This window comes from Micromonospora sp. NPDC023956, assembly GCF_040639195.1.
GTDB lineage: Bacteria > Actinomycetota > Actinomycetes > Mycobacteriales > Micromonosporaceae > Micromonospora.
The window spans coordinates 159,886-177,526 of sequence record NZ_JBEZZN010000006.1; the positions used below are offsets into that span (position 1 = coordinate 159,886).

General features: G+C 73.6%; 18 protein-coding genes. 7 read left to right on the forward strand and 11 right to left on the reverse strand.

The window, feature by feature from the left end; translation table 11 throughout:
• Nucleotides 1-80: 80 nt before the first annotated feature.
• The 6 genes from AB0F58_RS14625 to AB0F58_RS14650 all read right to left on the reverse strand — a co-directional run bounded on the left by AB0F58_RS14625 (nt 81) and on the right by AB0F58_RS14650 (nt 7,119).
• Nucleotides 81-1,721: a serine/threonine-protein kinase gene (locus AB0F58_RS14625; RefSeq protein ID WP_357142586.1), complete on the reverse strand. Its 1,641-nt coding sequence runs from the start codon at nt 1,719-1,721 to the stop codon at nt 81-83.
• Nucleotides 1,722-1,945: 224 nt separating this feature from the next.
• Complete coding sequence (locus AB0F58_RS14630; protein WP_357142587.1) at nt 1,946-2,806, reverse strand: STM4011 family radical SAM protein; 861 nt, start codon at nt 2,804-2,806, stop codon at nt 1,946-1,948.
• On the reverse strand, nt 2,803-4,110 hold the full coding sequence (locus AB0F58_RS14635; RefSeq protein WP_357142588.1) for an STM4012 family radical SAM protein: 1,308 nt from the start codon (nt 4,108-4,110) through the stop codon (nt 2,803-2,805). The genes AB0F58_RS14630 and AB0F58_RS14635 overlap by 4 nt, the downstream gene beginning before the upstream one ends.
• Nucleotides 4,107-4,910 carry an STM4013/SEN3800 family hydrolase gene (locus tag AB0F58_RS14640; RefSeq protein WP_357142589.1) on the reverse strand — a complete coding sequence of 268 codons (804 nt, stop codon included), beginning with the start codon at nt 4,908-4,910 and terminating at the stop codon, nt 4,107-4,109. Before AB0F58_RS14640 ends, AB0F58_RS14635 begins: the two co-directional genes overlap by 4 nt.
• Entirely contained in the window at nt 4,898-6,178 is a 1,281-nt protein-coding gene (locus tag AB0F58_RS14645; protein WP_357142590.1) for an STM4014 family protein, read from the reverse strand. The genes AB0F58_RS14640 and AB0F58_RS14645 overlap by 13 nt, the downstream gene beginning before the upstream one ends.
• 5 nt (nt 6,179-6,183) lie before the next feature.
• A complete protein-coding gene (locus AB0F58_RS14650; RefSeq protein ID WP_357142591.1) occupies nt 6,184-7,119 on the reverse strand; it encodes an STM4015 family protein in 936 nt (311 codons plus the stop codon).
• Nucleotides 7,120-7,302: 183 nt separating this feature from the next.
• Between AB0F58_RS14650 and htpG the strand changes: the two genes are divergently transcribed.
• Nucleotides 7,303-9,216, forward strand: a complete 1,914-nt coding sequence (gene htpG, locus AB0F58_RS14655) for a molecular chaperone HtpG (protein ID WP_357142592.1) — start codon at nt 7,303-7,305, stop codon at nt 9,214-9,216.
• A 48-nt stretch (nt 9,217-9,264) separates the two neighbouring features.
• On the opposite strand, the gene AB0F58_RS14660 is transcribed toward htpG, so the two are convergent.
• The 3 genes from AB0F58_RS14660 to AB0F58_RS14670 form a co-directional block, all read right to left on the reverse strand.
• Nucleotides 9,265-9,822 carry a GerMN domain-containing protein gene (locus AB0F58_RS14660; RefSeq protein WP_357142593.1) on the reverse strand — a complete coding sequence of 186 codons (558 nt, stop codon included), beginning with the start codon at nt 9,820-9,822 and terminating at the stop codon, nt 9,265-9,267.
• Nucleotides 9,823-9,983: 161 nt separating this feature from the next.
• The gene (locus AB0F58_RS14665) at nt 9,984-11,333 is read right to left on the reverse strand and encodes a HAMP domain-containing sensor histidine kinase (protein WP_357142594.1); all 1,350 of its coding nucleotides are present in this window, start codon (nt 11,331-11,333) and stop codon (nt 9,984-9,986) included.
• Between the two features lie 32 nt (nt 11,334-11,365).
• Complete coding sequence (locus AB0F58_RS14670) at nt 11,366-12,049, reverse strand: response regulator transcription factor (RefSeq protein ID WP_357142595.1); 684 nt, start codon at nt 12,047-12,049, stop codon at nt 11,366-11,368.
• Nucleotides 12,050-12,214: 165 nt separating this feature from the next.
• Here AB0F58_RS14670 and AB0F58_RS14675 point away from each other — a divergent pair, with 165 nt between their 5' ends.
• The 6 genes from AB0F58_RS14675 (at nt 12,215) to AB0F58_RS14700 (ending at nt 16,041) form a co-directional block, all read left to right on the forward strand.
• Nucleotides 12,215-12,586 (forward strand): STAS domain-containing protein, encoded by a 372-nt coding sequence (locus tag AB0F58_RS14675; protein WP_357142596.1) that lies wholly within the window; start codon nt 12,215-12,217, stop codon nt 12,584-12,586.
• Nucleotides 12,587-12,647: 61 nt separating this feature from the next.
• Nucleotides 12,648-13,265 carry an STAS domain-containing protein gene (locus tag AB0F58_RS14680; protein WP_357142597.1) on the forward strand — a complete coding sequence of 206 codons (618 nt, stop codon included), beginning with the start codon at nt 12,648-12,650 and terminating at the stop codon, nt 13,263-13,265.
• A 273-nt stretch (nt 13,266-13,538) separates the two neighbouring features.
• Nucleotides 13,539-14,606, forward strand: a complete 1,068-nt coding sequence (locus AB0F58_RS14685; RefSeq protein WP_357142733.1) for a winged helix DNA-binding domain-containing protein — start codon at nt 13,539-13,541, stop codon at nt 14,604-14,606.
• Between the two features lie 167 nt (nt 14,607-14,773).
• Nucleotides 14,774-15,232: a DUF1707 domain-containing protein gene (locus AB0F58_RS14690; protein WP_357142598.1), complete on the forward strand. Its 459-nt coding sequence runs from the start codon at nt 14,774-14,776 to the stop codon at nt 15,230-15,232.
• Between the two features lie 199 nt (nt 15,233-15,431).
• Nucleotides 15,432-15,623, forward strand: coding sequence for a helix-turn-helix transcriptional regulator (locus AB0F58_RS14695; RefSeq protein WP_357142599.1), 192 nt, complete (start codon nt 15,432-15,434; stop codon nt 15,621-15,623).
• Nucleotides 15,624-15,636: 13 nt separating this feature from the next.
• Complete coding sequence (locus tag AB0F58_RS14700) at nt 15,637-16,041, forward strand: hypothetical protein (protein ID WP_357142600.1); 405 nt, start codon at nt 15,637-15,639, stop codon at nt 16,039-16,041.
• A 29-nt stretch (nt 16,042-16,070) separates the two neighbouring features.
• Here the strand turns inward: AB0F58_RS14700 and AB0F58_RS14705 are convergent, their stop codons facing one another.
• Nucleotides 16,071-16,427: a hypothetical protein gene (locus tag AB0F58_RS14705; protein WP_357142601.1), complete on the reverse strand. Its 357-nt coding sequence runs from the start codon at nt 16,425-16,427 to the stop codon at nt 16,071-16,073.
• A 216-nt stretch (nt 16,428-16,643) separates the two neighbouring features.
• Nucleotides 16,644-17,534: a helix-turn-helix transcriptional regulator gene (locus AB0F58_RS14710; protein WP_357142602.1), complete on the reverse strand. Its 891-nt coding sequence runs from the start codon at nt 17,532-17,534 to the stop codon at nt 16,644-16,646.
• Between the last annotated feature and the right edge of the window lie 107 nt (nt 17,535-17,641).

The following is a 17,641-nucleotide window of genomic DNA, read 5'->3' on the forward strand; positions in this document are numbered from 1 at the left end:
GTGCGACCTCCCGTGGTCGTCGGGGTCCGGCCGGGCGTCGCGCGGTGCGACGTGGTGCGGTGCGCGGTGGACACCGCCGGTCAGCCCGGGGTGCAGTACGGCTGGAAGGTCACGTATACCCGGACCGGTCCGGCGGTGTTGCCGGCGGCGTCGGTGGCGGTCACGTCGACCGGGATGCGCGGGGTCGACCGGTCCGTCGGCAGGTTGCCGAACGTGCCCCGGTGCTGACCGCTGCGGCTGTACGACATCGCCACGGTCGAGGTCTGCCCGCCCACCGTGTACCGGAAGCTCACCCGCAGCGACCCGGGCGTGCTGCGGTCGTCCGCGACGGTCGCGCTGACCGTGCTGGACTTCGCCCCGTACGGGCACCCGCCCGGCTCGATCGACTGCGGGCTGGCGGAGACCCGGCCCAGGGTCGGGGCGGTCACGTCCGGCGGCGGGGGCGGGGTGGTGCTCACCAGCGGGCTCGGTGTGGCCGTCGGGGTGCGGCTCGGGGTCGCGGTCGGCGTCCGGCTGGCGGTCGCGGTCGGCGCGGCGGTGACCGACGGGGTGCTGGTGGGCGACGGCGTGGGCGTCGGCGTGGGCGGGAGGGTCGTCGGACCGGGCGTGGGGTCCTTCAGGTCGGCGGGCGGCGCCGGGACGACCGGGGGCGACCCGTCCGACTCCACCGCGAGTTCGACCGGCGGCTCCTCCCGGGAGGCGTAGCTGTAGCTCATGCCGCCCGCCACGAGCAGCGTCGCGACGCCCCCGGCGACCAGGACCTTGCGGCCCCAGCCCCACGCCCGTCCCCGGTCGTCGGCGAACACGGTGGAGGCGACCGCGGTGCTGCCGTCGCTCGGCCGCTGGGACGGGAAGAGCAGGGCCAGCAACGCCGCCCGCTCGGCCAGCCGGCTGCGACCGCGTTCCTCCCACTGGGGCCCGTACGCGCCCGTCGCGACCGTCTCCAGCCAGCCCAGGAAGGTGGCGGCCGGCTGTGGGCGCTCCTCCGGTTGTTTGGCCAGCCCGTGCAGGAGCAGGTCGTGTACGGACGCGGGAGCCGCGTCGGTCGGGATGGGCGCGTGCGCGTGCTGGTCGCGCAGGTCGATCAGGCCCGGCCCGGCGTACGGAGCCTGGCCGGTCAGGCACTCGTAGAAGACCGCCGTGGCCGCGTAGATGTCCGACGCGGGGGTGGCCGCCGCGCCGCGCCACTGTTCCGGGGCCATGTAGCGGGGTGTGCCGGTGACCGAGGCGCCCGCCTCCCGCCCGATCGGCATGGCGATGCCGAAGTCCGCGAGCTTGCTCTCACCGGCTGCGGTGACCAGCACGTTCTCCGGCTTGTAGTCGCGGTGCACGACACCCCGGGTGTGCGCGGCGTGCAGCCCGAGCAGGGAGCCCTTGAGCACGTACAGCGCGGACTCCGGCTCGGTGGGGCCGTTGGCGCGCAGCATCTGGCGCAGCGAGACCCCGTCGACGAGTTCCATCACGATGGCCGCGCCGTGCGGCGACTCCACGTACTCGTAGAGGCGGGCGACGTGCGGGTCGTCGATCGCGGCGAGGAGTTCGGCCTCGGCCCGGAACGCGGCCCGGAACGACGGGTCGTCGCCGACCTTCCCGATCAGGTACTTGATCGCGGCCGGGGTGCCGGTGGCGTCGTGCACCGCGAGGATCACCCGACCCGACGCTCCCGAGCCGAGTTCGCGTCGGTGCGTGTAACCGGAGACCTGCCAGTCGTGGGCGTTCACCGGGCTGCCTCCAGGGGAGCGCCGTGCCCGGGACGGCGGTACGGACGACCGGTGACGCCGGCCGTGACGGGCATCCGCCGGGGCACGGGCGGCGACACCGGCGACGAGGGTACGCGGCGACGGTCCTGCCGGGGTACGGCCGGTCCGTCAGTACGGGCGAGCGGTTCGGGTGACGACACGACGACACAGGTAGCAGACCGGGGCAACCCCGGGTGTCCGGCCGGTCACCGCGGTCGCTCCGGCCAGCCGGCCGGGATGCGTTCCAGCACTCCGCCGGCGAAGACCTCCCGCAGGCCGAGTGGCTTGAGGTGCACGTACCCGATGTGGCAGTCACAGACGGCGTTGGGGCAGGCCCGGGGGGTCAGGGCGGCCCGCCACGAGCCGTCGTAGAGGTTGCCGATCGGCGCGGCGACGAAGTGGCAGCGCCGGACCGTCCCGGCACCGTCGACCGACACCGCCGTCTCCCCGGCGTGGCAGGGCCGCCCCAGCGACAGGTGCGGGCGCACGCTGTACCCGAAGTGCGGGTCCAGGGCCGTCCAGGCCGCCTCCTGGTCGGCGTCGTACCGGTGCCCCTCGGCGGCGTTGACCCAGAGGTAGACCCCGTCGGGCAGGGCGGCGCGCAGCGCCCGCGCCTCGGCCAGGTGCTCGGGCAGCCCGACCACCCCGACGGAGAAGCGCACGCCCAACTCCCGCAGCCGCTCGCAGCGGGCCAGGAAGCGTTCCCGGGTCACCTGGCCGGGGTGGTACGTGGCCCACAGGGCGACGGTCGCCGGGTCGGCCTCGGCCAGCCAGTCGGGCCGCGCGGCGAGGTTGGTCTGGATCGCCACCCGGTCGACGTGCGCGAGGTGGGACAGGCGCACCATGGCGTCGCGGTACCAGCTGCGGGTCAGCCCCTCGCCCCACGGGGTGAACAGCACCGACAGCCGGATGTCGTCGGTCGCCGTCACCCAGTCGGTGAACCGGGCCAGCGCGGACCGGTCGGCGCGCAGCAGTTCCGGCGGGTCGTGCCGCTTCGCGAACGGGCAGTACGGGCAGTCGTAGTTGCAGCTGGCCAGCGGGCCCCGGTAGAGGATCGACAGGTTCACCGGAGCGCGTACTCCGCCATCGCCCGGCGCACCGGCGCGGAGACCAGCCACGACCCGATCGCGTCGGAGCGGGCCAGTCCGGCGGCGGTGAGCCGGTTGCCGTCGTCGGTCGCCCAGCCGCGCCGGACCAGCTCGGCCAGCTCCGGGACGTCGTCGGTGTGCGTACTGCCGAACCGTTTCCGGTACGCCACCGGGTCGACCCCCTCGGCGCGCAGCAGTGACTGGATCAGCCAGCGTCGCCGCTGCTCGGCGGCGTCGAGGTGGTAGCCGACCTCGGCGTGGTCGAAGTCCTCCTCCGGCCGGGCGAGGTAGTCGTCGAGCACCGCCCGGACCTCCGGGACGGCGACCGCGTAGTCGAACGAGTAGTGCAGCGAGCCGGTGTACGACCGGGCGCCGCAGCCCAGCCCGACCATGCCGTCGTCCTGGCAGCAGTAGTCGGGGCCGTCGGGGGTCGGCACGTCGGCACGGCGGAACTGTCGCATCGACTCCTGCCGGTAGCCGGCCGCGCCGAGCAGCTCCACCGCCTCGGTGTAGCGGGCCAGCCGTTCGGCGTCCCAGTCGGCGCGGCTGTGTGCCCGCCGCCCCAGCCCGGTCAGCGGCCGGACGTAGAGCGGGTAGAGGTACAGCTCCTCGGGCCGCCAGGTCAGCGCCGTCTCCAGGCTGGTCCGCCAGGTCTCGGCGGTCTGCCCGTCGATGCCGTAGATCAGGTCGATGTTGAGCACCGGCGCGCCGGAGTCCCGGATCGCCGTCAGCGCCCGGTCGACCTCGGCGCGCCGCTGCGGTCGGCCGGCGGCGCGGGACTCGGCGTCGAGGAAGCTCTGCACCCCGATGCTGACCCGGGTGACGCCCCGCTCGGCGAGTACGGCGAGCCGGTCGCCGGTGGCGGTGGCCGGGGAGGTCTCCACCGAGATCGGCAGCCCGGCCAGCGGCCCACCGGCGGTCTCCTCGGCGATGTCGAACAGCTCGGCCAGTTCCCCCGCCTCCAGGTAGGTGGGGGTGCCGCCGCCGAACGCGGCCCGTACGAACCGGGCGTCGCCGAGGGCGTCGCGGACCCGACCGGCCTGCCGGCGCAGTTGGCGCAGGTAGGCGCTGACCTGCTCGGCCGGCGGGTTGGCCCGGGTGAACAGGTTGCAGAAGCCGCAGCGCATCTCGCAGAAGGGCAGGTGCAGGTAGAGGAAGAGCGCGTCGCGGGGCTGCGCCGCCCAGACCTCCCGCAGCGCCGGCCTCGGCCGCAGCGGCCGGTACGCGGTCTTGTGCGGGTACGCGTAGAGGTAGCCCTGGTAGGGCGAGCCGTCGAGGGTCACGATTCTCCCGGGTGGAGGGTGAAATGGGCGTACGGCACGGTCCAGACCACCTCGTGGCCGATCCGGTGACCGGTGTGCCCGTCCTCGCCGTAGGCGGTGCCGTGGTCCGAGCACACGATCACGAAGGTGGGTCGGCCGCGCCCGGTGACCAGCGCGAAGAGGCGCTCCAGGCGGCTGTCCACGTACTCCAGCGCGGCGGCGTGGCTGGCCCGGTCGTCGGTGGTCGCGCCGGGCAGGTAGTGCCGGTTCGGCTGGTGCAGCGCCGCCACGTTGAGGAAGCTGAACAGCGGGCGGCCGGCGGGCACCCGGGCGACGACCTCGGCCAGCCGGTCCAGCTGGGCGTCCAGGCAGTCCGGTGCGGTCACCCCGAACCCCGGCTCCCAGTACGCCTCGGCGAAGAGGCCGGGCAGCACCGCCCCGAGCGGGCTGCGCAGGTTGAAGAAGCCCACCCCGCCGAGGCAGACCGTGTGGTAGCCCTCGGCGCGCAGGGCGGTGGGCAGATCGGGGGCGTCGAAGACCCAGGTGTCCGTCCCGGCCGACTCGCTGCCGGGGAACCGGGCGGCGAAGAGCCGTTCGTGCGGCCCCGGACCGGTGGGGGTGGGCAGGAAGCCGGCGAAGAACGCGTGGTGGGCGGCGTAGGTGAAGCTGGCCGGGCTGTGTCGCCGCTCCCACCGCCCGCCGGGCAGCACCCGGGCCAACGTCGGGGTACGCCCGGCGCGGACCAGGTCGTCGGCCACGTCGAAGCGGAGCGTGTCCAGGGTGACCAGGAGCAGGTCGTGGGAGCCGATCAGGTCGCGCACGCCGTCTCCCGTCCCGTCCGGCCGTCCGGCCCGCCCCGCCCGACGACCGGGGCGGACGCGAGCCGCCCGCCGGCCGTCCCGGCCACCGGCGGCCCGCCGGCCGTCCCGGACCGCCCGCCGGCCGTCCGGACACCGGACCGCCCGCCGGAGGGACGCCAGCCGTCGCGCAGCGCGTGGACCTGGGTGGCGTAGGTGTCCCGGTTCTCGGCCAGCACCCCCGGCAGCAGGTCGCCGAAGGCGTTGACCTCGGCGACGGCATGCCGGTTCCAGCCGACCAGGAACATCAGGTCGACGCCGACGTGCAGGGTGTCCGGGAAACAGGCGGCTGCCCGCGCGCAGGTCGCCATCGCCGCCGCCCAGCTGGCCGGGCCGGCCGCCGCCCGCACCGCCGCCAGGTCGCCCCGGGCGTTGCCCAGGTGCAGGTTGGTGATCGGCCCCCGCCCGGCCCGGACCACGACGTGGGTGGGGCGACCGGCCACCACCACGACCCGCAGGTCCACCACCCGGTCGGCCAGCCCCGCCTTGGGCAGCCACCGCTCGACGTGCAGGCCGTCCGGGGCGAGGCGGTCGACGATCTCCGCCACCTCGGTCTCGTCGGTGTAGCGGCGGACCCGCAGCGAGTTGAAGAGTCGTCCCCCGTCCCGCTCGACGGGGGTGGTGGCGAGCAGCCGGGACCCGTCGGCCGCGAGGGCGAGCACCCCGGACGCCGACGAGCCGTGTGCCGGCTTGACGAACACCCGCGTCCAGCCGGCCCGACGCATCGCCGCCCGCAGCCCGGCGTAGCCGGTGACCTCGCCCAGCGCGGCCGGCACCGGCACGCCGGCGGCGTCGAGCACCGCGTGGCAGCGCCGCTTGTCGCACAGGGTGACGATGTCGGCGGGCTGGTTGAGCAGGGTCGCCCCGCCGGAGGCGAGCCGGTCCAACGCCCGACGCAGTCCGGCGTGCGCGGCGGCCGTGCCGACGATCTCGCCGTGCCGGGCCGGCTCGGCGGCGCCCCGCAGCAGCCGGTCGACCTCGGCGTCCTCGCCGGGGGAGTCGACCCGCACCAGGGTTCCCGCCGGGGGTGGGGCGGCGCCGGTGAGCAGGTCGTGCCAGGGCAGTACGACCGGCCGCGGCAGGCCGGCGGCGACCGCCGCGTCGCCGAACAGCCGGACCCGGCGGTTGCCGGGGTTGCCGACCACCGTCAACGGCAGGGTCCCGTCCCGGCCGGCCGGGACGCTCCGGTTCGTGGCGGCGGGCCCGGCCTCCCGGCGGGTGCGCAGCGGCACCGGTGCTACTCCCCGACGGCGGTGTACCGGTACACCACGTCGTCGTCCTCGTCGTCCTCCTGCCGGTCGGAGACGTCGACCCGCACCCCGGCCAGTTCCGTGACGATCCGCTGGGCGGCCTCGTCGGAGACGTAGTGGTGGTGGAGGTCGAGCCGGTGCAGGTGGGTCAGCGGCTGGCCGGCGAGCAGCGCGTCCACCCCGGCGTCGGTCATCGTGCCGCGGGACAGGTCGAGCACCTCCAGCCGGGCCACGACCGGCGCGGTGGCGACGGCGGTGGCGACCTCGTCGGCGATCTCGGCGTTGCAGAGCGCCAGGTGGCGCAGGGCGGGCAGGCGGTCGCCGGCCAGCACCGGGGCGAGGTCGGCGACGGTCACGTCGCCGCCGTAGTCCTCCATGCCGAGCCACAGCTCCAGGTGGGTCAGGGCCGGCAGGCGGCAGTCGCCGACGGCGTCGACCACGTGGCCCGGCAGGCCGCCGGACTCGAACGCCAGCTCACGCAGCGCCGGGTGGTACACCGGCCGCAGCTCCAGCCCGTCCGCGCCGCGCACCCGCAGCACCTCCAGCCCCGGGTACGCCTCCAGCAGCCCGGTGACGTCCCGGTGCTTGATCCAGGAGATCTCGCACTCCTCGAAGGTCATCTCGCCGAGGAAGAGCGCCCGCAGCCCGGTCAGCCGGGGCGCGAGGGAGACCAGCAGCTCGACCGGGGCCGGCATGTCGTACGCGCTGCCCCAATCCCCGACGACCAGGGCCCGGACCGCGTCGGCCGGCACCCGCGAGAGCAGCGCGTCCAGTTCATCCGCCAGCTCCTTCGGCGCGGAGCCGTAGTCGCGAGCCTCCACCCGCCAGGCCACCGCGGACGGGTCGGCCGGCAGCTCCGCCTCGCGGTCGAAGCGGACGACCGGCAGACCGTCGAACGTCGTCACATGGGTACTGATGGTCACGCCAACCTCCGGCTCACAGATCCACGGCGACGGCACCGTAACAGTCGCCGCCGACAGCGGGCCGGGGCCGGCTCGTCGTCCCCACCTGCTGAGCCGGGTTTCAGAGGCCGCCCCTGCCGGAGGCCCGCCGCGCCGACTCGTATCCTGTCCGGCGACACCACCTGTCACGGAAAGGAGTCGCCCGTGAGCAACGGGGTCGAGACGCGCGAGTTCCAGGCCGAGGCGCGCCAGCTGCTCCAGCTGATGGTCCACTCGATCTACTCGAACAAGGACGTCTTCCTGCGGGAGCTCGTCTCGAACGCGTCCGACGCGCTGGACAAGCTGCGGCTGGAGTCGATGGTCGACAAGGAACTCGACGTCGACACGTCCGACCTGCACATCGCCATCGAGGTCGATCGGGAGAAGCGGACGCTGACCGTCCGGGACAACGGCATCGGCATGTCCCGCGACGACGTGGTCACGTTGATCGGCACGATCGCCAAGTCCGGCACGGCCGAGCTGCTACGGAAGCTGAGGGAGTCCAAGGACGCCTCCGGCTCGCAGGACCTGATCGGTCAGTTCGGGGTGGGCTTCTACGCCACCTTCATGGTCGCCGACCGGGTGGAGCTGGTCACCCGTCGGGCCGGTGCGGCCGACGGCACCCGGTGGGAGTCCACCGGCGCCGGCACCTACACCATCGAGTCGGTCGACGACGTCCCGCAGGGCACCTCGGTCACCGTGCACCTCAAGCCGGAGGACAGCGAGGACAACCTCTTCGACTACACCGCCGACTGGAAGATCCGCGAGATCGTCAAGCGGTACTCCGACTTCATCGCCTGGCCGATCCGGATGACGGTGGAGCGCACCGACGCCGAGGGGGGGACGACCACCGACGTCCAGCCCCTCAACTCGATGAAGGCGCTCTGGGCCCGGCCGCGCAACGAGGTCGACGAAGCCGAGTACAAGGAGTTCTACAAGCACCTCAGCCACGACTGGGTGGACCCGCTGGAGATCATCCACATGCGGGGCGAGGGCACCTTCGAGTACGAGGCGCTGCTGTTCCTGCCGTCCCACGCGCCGTTCGACCTGTTCGCCCGGGAGGGGCGGCGCGGTGTCCAGCTCTACGTCAAGCGCGTCTTCATCATGGACGACTGCGAGGCGCTGATGCCGGACTACCTGCGCTTCGTCAAGGGCGTGGTGGACGCGCACGACCTGTCGCTGAACATCTCCCGGGAGATCCTCCAGCAGGACCGGCAGATCCGGGTGGTCCGCCGCCGCCTGGTCAAGAAGGTGCTCGCCACGGTCCGCACCATGATGACCGAGCACCCCGACCGGTACCGCACCTTCTGGACCGAGTTCGGTCGCGCGGTCAAGGAGGGGTTGATCGACGACACCGAGAACCGGGACACCCTGCTCGAGATCACCTCGCTCGCCTCCACCCGGGACGAGACCGAGCTGACCACCCTCGCGCAGTACGTCGAGCGGATGAAGGACGGCCAGAGCGACATCTACTACATGACCGGCGAGTCCCGGTCGATGATCGAGAACTCGCCGCACATGGAGGCGTTCCGCGCCCGGGGCTACGAGGTGCTCATCCTCACCGACCCGGTGGACGAGGTCTGGGTCGAGCGGGTCGGCGAGTTCGACGGCCGCCCGCTGCGCTCGATCGCCAAGGGCCAGGTCGACCTGGACTCCGAGGAGGAGAAGAAGAGCGCCGAGCCGGAGCGGGAGCAGCAGCGCAAGGACTTCGAGGCGCTGCTGACCTGGCTGGGTGAGCAGTTGGCCGACCAGGTCAAGGAGGTCCGTCTCTCGTCCCGGCTGACCACCTCGCCGGCGTGCATCGTCGGTGACGCGCACGACATGACCCCGACCCTGGAGAAGATGTACCGGGCGATGGGACAGGACGTCCCGTCGGTCAAGCGGATCCTGGAGCTCAACCCCACCCACCCGCTCGTCACCGGCCTGCGCACGGCACACGAGCAGGACGGTGACAAGGAGGGGCTGACCGAGACGGCCGAGCTGCTGCACGGCATGGCGCTGCTCGCCGAGGGCGGGGAGCTGACCGACCCGTCCCGGTTCACCCGGATCCTCGCCGACCGGCTCGCCCGGACGCTGTAGCGACCGCCGGGGGCGGGGTGGGCGGCGACCCACCCATCCCGCCCCCGGTCAGCGCGGTGAGACCATGGCCGCGTAGTCGGTGGCGGTGAGCGGGCCGGTGGAGAGCGAGCCGTCCGCACGGGGCACCCCGAGGCGCTGACCGCCCTGCACGAAGGTGACCCGGTCCACGTCGGCGCGGTCGGTCAGGGTGCAGACGATCTGCCCGAAGGCGAGCACCTCGTCGTTGCGGCCGGTGCCGGCGAGCCGCTCGCCGACGGTCACCGTCGCCCCGCCGTCGGCCACCCGCACGTCGGTGACCACGTTCACGCCGGTCAGGGCACTGGTCAGCCGGTCGTCCTGCTCGGCGGCGAGCGGCCCGTCCAGCAACAGCTCGATCTGCTCCCGGGCGGTCGGCAGGGTGCGGACCCGGCGGTTGACCACCACCAGCCGGTCGTCCCGGACGTAACAGAGCCGCTGGACCACGGTGCCGCTCTCGGTGGCCGCCGGGTCCGGGGACCCGACCGCCGGGAACGGTCCCTGCGGTGGGGTCACCTCGCGGGGCACCCGCTCGGCGGAGACCCCGCAGCCGGCCAGGGCGAGCACTCCGGCCACCGCGACCAGGGCCACCCGTCGCACCGGCCGCCCCGACCGGGCCGGGGTGTCGGGGCCCGGCTGTTCCGACCGGGCCGGTCCGTCCGAGCCCGGCTGTTCCGACCGGGCCGGGGTGTCGGGGCCCGGCCAGGACCGACCGGATGTGCCCGTCGTGGGTTGCCGTCGCGGGTCGCCGCTCACCGTCGGGGCTCCCGCAGATCGACCCGGAAACGGGCGCCGCCGCCCGGCCGGTCCATCACGTACGCCCGCCCGCCGTGGGCGGCGGCATGCTGCGCCACCAGTGCCAACCCCAGGCCGGTGCCGTCGCCGCCGCCCCGGGCGTGTGCCCCGCGCCCGCGTACGAACCGGTCGAAGATCAGCGTCCGGTCCTGCGGGTCGACACCCGGCCCCTCGTCGTCGACCTCCACCCGGTACGTCCCCTCCTCGATGGTGAACCGGACGGCGCGGGGACCGCCGCCGTGGCGGACCGCGTTGTCCAGCAGGTTGCCCAGCAGCTGTTCGAACCGCCGTCGGTCGACCAGCCAGGTGCCCGGTCCGACGACGCGCACCAGCGTCTCGGGCAGTCCCCGGCCCCGGCACACCTGTCGGGCGAGGTCGCCGACGGCCACCGGGGTCCGTTCGGCCGGCTGGTCGCTACGGGCGAGTTCGAGCAGGTCGTTGACGAGGGTCTGGAACCGGGCGATCTCGTCGGTGATCAGGTCGGTCGCGGTTCGCGTCCGGTCGTCGAGGTGGTCCCGTCGCCGCTGGAGGACGCTCGCCGCGGCGGAGAGCGTCTGCAACGGCGACCGGAGTTCGTGGCTGACGTCGGCGGCGAACCGGCGGTCCCGTTCCAGCCGCCGGGAGAGCTGGTCGACCATGTGGTTGAAGGACGTGGTGAGCCGGGCCAGGTCCGGCTCGGTCGCCGGGTCCAGCCGGGCGCTCAGGTCCCCGGCGGTGATCTCCTCCGCCGCGTCGCCGACCCGGCGCAGCGGGCGCAGCACGTACCGGGTCATGTGCCAGCCGACCCCGGCGCCGGCCACGGCGGTGGTGACCGCGACGGCGGTGAGCACCAGGGCCACCGTGCGCAGCGTCTCCTCCAGCTCCCGCAACGAGTCCACCTCGTAGTAGGTGGTGGTGGGGGAGAGCGGCACCCCGACCACCACGGCCGGCTGCCCGTCCGCGCGGATCCGCTGCACCGCTGGGGTGCCGTCGGCGACCAGCTGCTGCAACCGCTCCGGGATGCCGGTGGTGACCCCGGCGTCGACGTTGCGGGCGTACCAGATGCCGTCGCGGCGCAGCACGGCCCGCCGGTCGCCGCCGGTGTCCAGCGACCGCAGCACCTCGATGATGTCCGGCCGCTCGCCGGTCAGTCCGGCCTGCACGATCGCGGCGTCGAAGTACGCGGCCCGTACCGCGGTGCGTTCCCGCTCGGCGAGCAGCGAACTCCGGGTGAACTGGTACGACGCCAGCGCGATCGAGGTGGACAGCGCCAGCGCGCCGGCGGCGAAACCGGCGGCCACCCGGGTACGCAGGCCGGCCCGTCTCATCGAGGCTCCGGCGCGCAGGCGTGGCAGGGACGTCAACGTTGCAGCTTGTAGCCGAGGCCACGGACGGTGACCAGGTGCCGGGGCGCGGCGGTGTCCCGCTCGATCTTCTGCCGCAGCCGGCCCACGTGCACGTCGACCAGCCGTTCGTCGCCGACCGTGTAGCCCCACACCCGTTCGAGGAGCTGCTGCCGGGACAGCACCCGACCGGGGTGCTGGGCCAGCTCGCAGAGCAGCCGGAACTCGGTGCGGGTGACCGCCACCGGCTCGCCGTCGAGTCGGACCTCACCACCGTCGGGCCGGATCTCCAGGTCGCCGAAGACGAGCGTCGGGACGGTCGTGGTCACCCCGGCGGCGGCGCGGGCCCGTCGGCGCAGGGCCCGCAGCCGGGCGGTCAGTTCCTTGATGGCGACCGGCTTGACCAGGTAGTCGTCCGCCCCGGCCTCCAACGCGGCGACGATGTCGTGGGTGTCGTCCCGGGCGCTCACCACGACGATGGGCACGTCGTCGGAGCGGCGGATCTCCCGGATGCACTCGAAGCCGTCCACGCCGGGCAGCATCAGGTCCACCAGGACCGTGTCGGCGGGTTCGGCGCGCTGCGTGCGCAGCCCCTCCTCGGCGGTGGCCGCCCCGCGTGCGACGTATCCCTCGTCCTCCAGCGCCAGCACCAGGGACAGCCGGATCCGGTCGTCGTCCTCGATCACCAGCACTCCCGTCATGCGGCCATCATGACCCGCCCGACCCGGTCGACCGCAAACCGGCGGGTGGCCCGGACCGGCCCCGACGACGTTTGTCATCGATCCGTCACATGTTCGGGAGACGGCCGCCACACCTTCCCGGAAGGCTGGGTCGTGGCTGACCTGCGACGAGCATCGGGAGGCGCGGTGGACGGGAACAGGCGGAGCGCGGAGGGCGACCACGGCGCGGATCAGGTGGAGATCGTCATCACCGAGCCGCTCGACCTGTCCGGGGTGCGGAAGCTGGGCCCGGTGGTCGACGCCGTCGTCGCGCGGCGGCCGGCCCGGCTGGTCATCGACATGTCGGCCTGCGGCCACGTCGACGCGGCCGGTATCGGCCTGCTGCTGGACACGCACCGGCGGATGTGGCGACTCGGCGGCGCGCTCTCGCTGCGTTCCCCGTCGCCCCGGATCCGGCGACTGCTCCAGGTCGCCCGGGTCGACCAGGTCTTCCACGTCACGGAGGTCGCGGTCCCGCCGGTCCGGGCCCGCGCGAGCGCCCCGGTCCGTGCCCGATGAGGGCCGTCACGGTGCCGGGCCCTGAGCACCGCGCCCGGACCTGCCACCGCCAGGAGAGGGCATGACCGTGGTACCCGGACTGCGCTCCGGCACGGTCAACCTGATCTGCGACCGGTGCGGCGACTCCGTCGAGGCGGTGCCCGCCGTCCTCCCGGAGCCCGAGGTGGTCTGGACCGTGCTCAACGAGTACGGGTGGGAGGGCTCGCCCTTCGCGGTCGGACCGCACCGCTGCGCCGGCTGCACGGTGGCCTCCCTGGTCGCGCCGCCTCCGGACGTCGACGGGCCCACGGCACCGTCGGCCGGGGCGCGAACCTGGCGGGTGGACGTCGAGGAGCTGCCCGAGGCGGTCGTGCTCACCCCCAGCGGTGACATCGACGTGCTGGTGGCCGACGTCCTGCGGGAGGCGCTCGCCGCCGCGCTCACCGGGGACCGGGACGTCGTGCTCGACCTTCACCGGGTCGGGATGCTCGACTCCACCGCCCTCGGCCTGCTGGTCCGTGCCCACCGGGAGGCCCGGCAGCAGGGCCGGTCGTTCTGCCTGGTGGCGCCTTCCCGGTTCGTGCTCACCGTGCTGCACACCATGCGACTGGCGTCGGTCTTCCTCGTCTTCGACCACCGCCCACAGGCACTGGCCTGCCTGGCCGCCGACCGGCCCGGCCTCTCCAGGCCCGCCCGGTAGGCGGCACGGATCATCCGGCCGTCGACCGGCCGGATCTCCCCAGGCCCGCCCGGTAGACCGCACGCGTCATCCGCCGGCCCGATGGCCGTGGGGATCGCGTCGCCGGTGCCGGGCAGGCCGCGTGCGGTCCGCCGGGGTCGGGGGGCGGTCGAACCGACGGCGGCGGCCGGGGACGTGTCGGACCCCTGCGGTAGACATGCGGTGGCAGGGCGGGTCCGGACACGGGGAGACACGACGGTGGAGTTCGGCACGCGGGACGCGCTCGGCTGGCGGATGGCCAGCCTTCTCCTCCGCCCCGGGCAGGTGTCCCCGCCGGGGGACGTCGCCGGGGTGGTCGAGTGGTTCGGCGCGATGCAGGCGCAGGACATGGCCAGCGGCCTCTGGTCGCTCGGCCTGCGGCTGCCCGGCGCCACCGTCGCCGACGTGCAGGCGGCACTGGAACGGCGGGAGGCGCTGCGCACCTGGCCGATGCGGGGGACGGTGCACCTGGTGCCGTCCCGGGACGCGCACTGGATGCTCACGGTGCTGGGGGAGCGGGCGCTGGCCGGCGCGGCACGCCGCCGGGAGTTCCTCGGGCTGACCGAGCAGACCGTCGACCGGGCCACCGACGTACTCGGCGCGGCGCTGGCCGGGGGCGGCCGGTTCACCCGCGACGAGTGCCGCCGGGCGCTCGTCGAGGCCGGCGTCGACTGCGCCGGGCAGTCGCTCTACCACCTGCTCTGGTACGCCAGCCAGCGCGGCGTGCTCTGCATCGCCCCGCACGTCGGCAAGGAACAGACCTTCGTGCTGCTCGACGAGTGGGTGCCCGATCCGCACCGCCCGGAGCGCGAGGAGGCGCTGGCCACCATCGCGCTGCGCTACTTCCGTAGCCACGGCCCCACCACCCGGCAGGACTTCGCCGGCTGGGCCGGGCTGACCGCCGCCGAGGCCCGGCGCGGCATCGCGGCGGCCGGCGACGCCCTGACCACCGTCCGGGTCGACGGGGTCGAGATGGTCATGACGCCCGAACTGCGCGACGCCGGTCCTCCGCCACCCGTCGACGACCTGTGGGTCCTGCCCGGTTTCGACGAGTACCTGCTCGGCTTCAAGGACCGGTCGCTGATGGTCGACCGGGAGCACCTGTCAGCGATCATCCCCGGCGGCAACGGGGTGTTCCAGTCGACGGTGGTCCGCTCCGGCCGGGTGGTGGCCACCTGGAAGCGGACGGTCGGGCGGAAACAGACGGTGGTGCGGATGGCGCCGCTGGTCGACCTCGACGCGGCGGAGCGCGCCCGGGTCGAGGAGGCGTTCGGGCCGTACGGGCACTTCGTCGGGCAGCCGCTGCGCGTCGACTGGCCCTGACGGGGATTCCGGCACGGGTCGGGAGGTGGCCCGGGTGCACCATCATGAGCGGTATGCCGGACGTCGATCCCCGTTTCGCCGCTCCCCCCAGAGTCGTCGGCCCGAGGCACCACCGGCCGCCCGGTCCGCCACGTCCCCCGCACTGGCCGGCTGTCGGGCAGGGTGGCGTGTCGGTGGTGCACCTCGGCGAGCGGGTGGGCACCCGGCAACGGAACGCCGTCGCCGAGTTGCTGGCCCGAGCGCTGGCCGAAGGCTACCTCGATCTTGCGGAGTTCGACCGTCGAACCGTCGCGACGCACCGGGCGGTGACGGTCGGGGACCTCTCCCCACAACTGAGGGACCTGCCCCGTCAGTTCCAGTGGCTGCCGACGCCGCCGGTCGTTGCACCGCCCCGGCGTTCCCACGACGAGTCGATGGCGGCCGTGGCGCTCTCGCTGAGCGTGGCCTCCCTCCCGACCGCGTTCTGCGCCGGACTGGGTGGCCTTCTCGCGGTCACCGGCGTCATCCTGGGTGCCCTGGCGCTCAGGACCGGTGGTCGTCAGACGGTCGGCGTGGCGGCGGTGGTCATCGGGCTCGTCGGAACAGTGCTGTCGCTCGGTCTGCTGGCCGTCGCCGCCCTGATCTGACCCCTCGGCAGGGGCGGTTCTCGGTCTGGCCGAGGATCGCCCGCGTCGTGTCCCGGGCCTGGGCGGCCTGACGAATCTGTCCGACCCCGCTCCGGGCCCGCAGCGATCCTTTGGCCACCGCGGAGACAAGCACCCTTGACATACTGCCCGGTGTCAAGCAAGCTTGTCGTGACAAGGTAACTTGACACCAGGGGTGTTCATGAGGAACGACCTCCGTGAGTTACGGCTGGCTGCCGGGCTCTCCCAACGTGAGCTGGCCCAGGCGTTGGACGTCTCCCGGCAGACGATCAACTCGATCGAGACCGCCCGCTACGACCCCTCCCTGCCGCTGGCCATCGCCATCGCGCGCCACTTCCACCGCACCGTTGAGGAGATCTTCCATGTCGACTGAGGGAAGCACAGCCATGCGGAAGGCGACCGTCGTCGGCGTCTTCCTGGCGATCCTGGCACTGCTGGTCGCCGTGGGCCTGCTGCTGCGGGAGCACGCGCCCGGCAACATGGGGGTGGGCTTCCTCCAGGGGGCGGCGGTCGGACTGCTCGGCGTGCTGGTGATGGCGTGGCGGCTGCGCAAGCGTCCGGAACGCGCGACGGTGTTCGAGCGGGCGTGGACGCAGACCGGTGACGAACGGGACGACGCCATCCTCACCCGAGCGCTGGCCGTGCTGGGCCTGGTCGCGTTCCCGCTCACCGGAGCGGCGGCCATCGCCATCGGCCTTGGCGCCGCGGCGCAGATGGTGGTCGGGGTGCTGCTCCTGGCCGAGATCCTCGTCGGAGCGGTCGCCTTCGCCGTCATCAACCGCCGCAGCTGAGCGCTGTGTACCGGCTGTGGGCGACGGACTCAGCGCCGGCTGGAGGGGCAGGAGAAGCGGACGTCCGCGCTGGCGGTCTCCGCCCCGCTGGTCACCGTCACCCGCACCACGTTCTCGGTGTACGCCCAGCAGTAGCCCTCGCTCACCGCCCCCTGGGCGACCAGGAACACCGAGTTCGGCGTCAGCGACCGCCACGAGTGGAGACGGCCGCCGGTGCCGCCGGACGCGGTCGCGGAACACGCGAAATCCCTGGTCGCCCCGAAGCCGGCAGCGCTCTCGCAGGAACCACTGACGGTCAGCGCGGAGGCGGCTGCCGGGACGGCGCCCATCGTGGCGCCCAGTACGGCGGCAGCCGCGCCAACGGCAACTCTGGCAAACAGGCCCATGGTCATCCTTCTGGTAAAGGTCGATGTGACTGTGCGGGAAGCGCTGCCCACCGGGCGTACTCGACCAGCCGGTGCCAGCCGGACCGGGCCGCTCCCGACGCGATCGTGGCGGCCGAGGCGCACCGCTCGCTGCGGCCCCTCGCCCGGCCGCTGCCCGGCGGGTTCACCGTCGAGCGGTGCTGCGCCCCTGCCCCGTCGTCACCGTCGGGGCCCGCGTCAGTCGTGCCGTAGTTCCCCGATGATCTTCTTCATCAGGTCGACGGACTCGCCCTCGTTCAGCGCCAGCCGGTCGATGCCCTGCCAGGTCTGCTCGTAGGCGGTCAGGTCGTCCGGCTTGTCGAGGTAGAACGCGCCGGTGAGCGACTCGCTGTAGACCACCGACGGTTCGGCGGCGGTCCGGCCGCCCCTGACCACCGGGAAGTCCAGGATCACGAAGGACCCGGCCGCCGCGCCCGGTGGCGGCCCGGCGGCCAGCGGGAGGACCCGGATCGACACGTTGGGCAGGGCGGTGACGTCGATGAGCCGCTGGAGCTGGGCCGTCATCTGCGCCGGCCCGCCGACGACCCGCCGCAGCGCCGCCTCGGAGAGGATCTGGTGCACCCGGGGTGCGGCGGGGGTGCGCCGACTCAGCAACGCCTGCCGGTGCAGGCGGAACTCGACCGCCCGGCCCCGTTCCTCCTCGCTGGCCTGTGGCCGGTCGAGCCGGTGGACCTCCTGTGCGTACTCGCGGGTCTGCCAGAGGTCGGGGATCACCGACTCCTCGTGGCAGCGCAGGTGGGCGGCGGCGGACTCCAGGCCGACGTACAGCTCGAACCAGCTCGGCACCACGTCGCCGTACGCGTGCCACCAGCCTTTCGAGCGGGTCTCGACGGCCAGTTCGCGCATCGTCTCGGTCATCTCCGGCGACACTCCGTACAGCTCGCACATCGCCCTGACGTCGAGAACCCGGACCGATCCCATGCCGGACTCGATCCGCCAGATCTTCTGCCGGCTGTATTCCAGAGCCTCGGCGGCGGCGTCGAGTGTCACGCCCGCCTCGGTACGGAACTGGCGCAGCAGTCGACCGAGCTGTCGACGCGGCACGGTCGACCCGATGTCTTCCGGCATCCGGATACTCCTTGATTCTGTCTGGCGACACTGCGTGACGTTGCCTTGCAACGTGTATAGGCTCGAGATAGGTAAGTCAAGACGCGGTGCCACGACGCAGCGACGGA